This window comes from Lancefieldella parvula, from assembly GCF_963530955.1.
In the GTDB taxonomy this organism is placed as follows: Bacteria; Actinomycetota; Coriobacteriia; order Coriobacteriales; family Atopobiaceae; genus Lancefieldella; species Lancefieldella parvula_A.
Map to the genome: position 1 here is coordinate 1 of NZ_CAUSFQ010000109.1, position 3,928 is coordinate 3,928.

Annotated in this window: 5 protein-coding genes; all 5 read left to right on the top strand. The window is 49.2% G+C overall.

The window, feature by feature from the left end; genetic code table 11:
• The first annotated feature begins 40 nt into the window (after positions 1 to 40).
• On the top strand, positions 41 to 586 hold the full coding sequence (frr, locus tag RWJ43_RS06300) for a ribosome recycling factor (RefSeq protein ID WP_313995180.1): 546 nt from the start codon (positions 41 to 43) through the stop codon (positions 584 to 586).
• Positions 587 to 1,366, top strand: coding sequence for an isoprenyl transferase (locus RWJ43_RS06305; protein WP_314009036.1), 780 nt, complete (start codon positions 587 to 589; stop codon positions 1,364 to 1,366).
• Complete coding sequence (locus RWJ43_RS06310) at positions 1,366 to 2,394, top strand: phosphatidate cytidylyltransferase (protein ID WP_314009038.1); 1,029 nt, start codon at positions 1,366 to 1,368, stop codon at positions 2,392 to 2,394. Before RWJ43_RS06305 ends, RWJ43_RS06310 begins: the two co-directional genes overlap by 1 nt.
• Before the next feature lie 3 nt (positions 2,395 to 2,397).
• Positions 2,398 to 3,585 (top strand): 1-deoxy-D-xylulose-5-phosphate reductoisomerase, encoded by a 1,188-nt coding sequence (gene dxr, locus RWJ43_RS06315; protein WP_314009040.1) that lies wholly within the window; start codon positions 2,398 to 2,400, stop codon positions 3,583 to 3,585.
• Between the two features lie 7 nt (positions 3,586 to 3,592).
• A partial coding sequence (locus tag RWJ43_RS06320; RefSeq protein ID WP_314009042.1) for a site-2 protease family protein occupies positions 3,593 to 3,928 on the top strand: 336 nt, incomplete at its 3' end.

Here is a 3,928-nt window from a genome sequence, read left to right on the forward strand (position 1 = left end):
CCGGAGAAGAAGTCGGTACTACTGTCGTTGAGGAGGACTAATGAGCGTTCATTCTGATAAAGCTAAGCAGTCTATGGAGAAGTGCATCGAGGCACTTAAGAATAACTTTGGTCGTGTTCGTACTGGTCGCGCAAATCCGCATGCGCTTGATCACATCAAGGTAGACTACTATGGCCAGCCAACCCCAATTTCTCAGCTTGCAGCTATCAAGGTTCCTGAGGCATCTATGCTGCTTGTTGAGCCATGGGATAAGACTGCTCTAAAGAGCATCGAGAAGGCCATTGAGACTTCTGACCTTGGTATTACTCCATCTAATGATGGCTCTGCTATCAGGCTTCCTTTCCCAATGCCAACCGAGGAGCGCCGTCGTGAGCTTGCTAAAGAGTGCTCTCAGATTGCTGAGGAAGCTCGAGTAGCTGTTCGTAACGTCCGTCGTGACATTAATGGCAAGATTGAGCGCGATGAGGAGCTATCTGAGGACGATCAGAAGCGCGAGAAGAACGGTATTCAGAAGTTGACCGATACCTATATTGCACAGATTGAGTCTCTTCTTAAGACCAAGACTTCAGAAATCATGGAGATTTAAGTGCAGTTTGATACAGACAAGCTCGTCCAGTATTTCTCTGACGCACCAGAAGATATCAGTCTTGCTGATATCAATTTAGAAACTATTCCGTCTCACGTTTCCATCATTATGGATGGAAACGGTAGATGGGCTACAGCTCGCGGACTTGATAGAACCGAAGGTCATAAGGCCGGCGTTCTTTCTTTGCGCGAGGCTGTTACTACAAGCGTGCGCCTTGGATTGGACGTTCTGTCGGTTTATGCGTTCTCTACAGAAAACTGGAAACGCCCTCAGCGTGAGGTTGACTTGCTCATGCGTCTGTTTGCAGAGACGCTGCTCAAAGAGCTTCCACTGTTCCATCAAGAGAACGTAAAGCTGCGTTTCTTTGGTGACCTTGAGGCTTTGCCAGAGAAGACCCGCAAGACCTTCCAGCGCGGACTTGATGAGACCGCACAAAACACCGGTATGACGTTTGCGCTTGCGGTCAATTATGGCTCTCGCGCAGAGCTGACCAGAGCAGCTGTTCTTCTCGCCAACCAAATTGCTGGGGGCAGCGTGTCTGCTGACTCGGTGACTTCGGCTGACCTCGAGAAGAACCTCTATACAGCAGGACTTCCTGATCCAGACCTTTTGATTCGCACGTCAGGAGAGCTGAGGCTTTCTAACTATTTGTTGTGGCAGCTGGCTTACTCGGAGCTGTATGTTACGCAAACTTACTGGCCTGACTTCTCTAAGTGGGATTTTTTGCGCGCCATTAAGGACTATCAGAGTCGCGAGAGGCGATTCGGAGGAGTGAAATAGTGGTGGACAATACGCGCGATTCCAAAAAGCCTACTTCCAGGATTGATGCTGACTCTCAGTTAAATCCTGAAGAAACAGGTAGTGTTGGAATTGATAGACAGATAGAAAAGCTGGAGATTCGTCGCTCACTTAAAGAGCTACAACGATCCGCTGGTAACCTTATGGGCCAGCGAGTTCGTGGCGTTACCGAAAAGCTTTTGACCCGCACCCTGTCTGGCGTAGTTTATGCAGCTATTGTGCTCGCTGCACTGTTTGTTGGCAAAGAAGCTACTATTGTTTTGATTGCTGGCATGGCATGGCTCTGCTGCTCTGAGTTCTTCCATATTTGCCGTATGGGCGGACGTATGCCAAACGAGCCTCTTGGCCTTGTCTTCTCGCTTGTTTTTCCCATAATTGCGTACTTTGGTCACGTCTTTCCGCTGGTATTTTCTCTGCTTTTGATTATTCTTTGCGGACTTTGGTATGTTTTTACGCCACGAGCAAACCTTGCAGACGTGGCAGTTACGGCTTTTGGACCACTGTATACCTCGCTTTCACTTTCAACGGTAGTGCTTCTGAGATCCACAGAGCCAAGTTTTTCTATTCCTTGGATTACGCTTGCCGTCATGCTCTCTGTGTGGGCTAACGATTCATTTGCGTATTTGTTTGGATCTAAATTTGGCAAGCATAAACTGGCGCCAAGAATTTCTCCTAATAAGAGTTGGGAGGGCTTCTACGGCGGTCTTTTAGGTTCAATGCTTGTGTGGTTCTTGATGGCAGTTTTTGGTGCAATTAATATGAATCCACTGTTTGCACTGCTCTTTGGCATAACAGAAGGCATCTTCTCTGTTGTTGGAGACCTCTTTGAGTCTCGCATTAAGCGAGGAGTGGGCCTCAAGGATTCTGGTTCAATTATGCCTGGTCATGGCGGACTACTTGATAGAACCGATTCGATGATTTTTGGAACTATGGCGGCGTTTCTTCTCTTCCAGCTTGCCGTGCTCTTTAGCCAGGTCAAGCTACCTATTGCGCTGCCGTTTGGAGCATAGGTTTTGAGCATTTTTGAAGATACCGCGCCTCGTGCTGTAAGGCATGAGCCTCTGCGTGTTGCTGTCCTCGGAGCTTCGGGTTCTGTGGGTATGCAGACGCTTGATGTATGCCGTCATTTCCCGCAAAAGGTGGAGGTTGCTGCCCTTGCGGTGAGTTCGTCGGTTGAGTTTGCCGTGAAGGCAGCAGCTGAGTTCAACTGCAAATACGTTGCTTTTGCCGATGCAAGTGTCAAGGGCAACGCCCTTCTCGACAGCTTGCCCCAAGGTTGCAACGCAAGCTTTGGTCCTGAGGCCGTTCAGGCGCTTGCTGAGCTGGATGATGTTGACTGCGTAGTTAACGCAGTGGTGGGAGAGGCTGGCATTTACGCTGGTCTGGCCGCTGTGAAGGCTGGCAAAGTGCTGGCTTACGCTAACAAGGAGTCAATTGTTGTTGGCGGAGACCTTCTGATGCCTCTGGTCAAGCCTGGTCAGCTCATCCCCGTTGATTCTGAGCACAGTGCCATCTTCCAGTGCCTTATTGGCGAGAACCCCGCTGATATCCAAAAGATTTGGCTTACCTGCTCCGGTGGTCCGTTCTTCGGATATTCTCGTGAGCAGCTCAAACACGTTTCGGCCGACGACGCCTTGGCGCATCCAACCTGGAAGATGGGTGCCAAGATTACCATCGACTGCGCCACGCTCATGAATAAGGGTCTTGAGCTCATTGAAGCTCATCACCTCGTTGACACTCCAATGGATAAGCTTGAGGTGTTGGTACATCGTCAGAGTCGCATTCACTCTATGGTTGAGTTTGTTGACGGCTCTGTTAAAGCGCAGCTCGGAGCCTCTGATATGAGGCTGCCTATCCAGTTTGCGCTGAGCTATCCACATCGTTGGCCTGCAATTGCAAAGCCGGTTAAGTGGCAAGAAACCACTCCTCTCACAGGCGATTATGCTGACGAGAAGACCTTTGGATGCCTAGCTCTTGCTCGTCATGCAGGAACTGTTGGAGGAACGCTTCCTTGCATTATGAATGCAGCTAATGAAGTTGCTAACCATGCATTTAGACGAGGAAGATGTTCATTTCTTGATATTGAGCGCATTGTTGCTGAGACTATGAATGCCTCTGAAGTTCAAAGGGTAGAAGACCTTCAACAATTGACGCTTGTAGACGCAGAGGCACGAGCTTTAGCCCGTTCTTTTGTGGGATAGGAATTTTGTGAATTTGATAGCTATTCTTTCACCAATTTTTTGGGGACTCTTGGTCCTCTCGCTCCTTGTATTTGTTCACGAGGCTGGTCATTACGGTATGGCTCGCCTGTGTGGCGTCCGTGTAACTGAGTTTTTCTTGGGCATGCCGTTCAAGTACAAGCTTTCTCATAAGAGCAAAAAATACGGTACCGAGGTTGGCGTAACGCCCCTTCTTTTTGGTGGCTATACGCGCATCTGCGGTATGGAAGGCGAGCTTGATGAGCTGCTTCCACAGGCTCTTATGAGCGTTCAAGAGGCAGGTTCACTTGAGGTTGGCGCTCTTGCAGCAAAACTTAACTGCGAG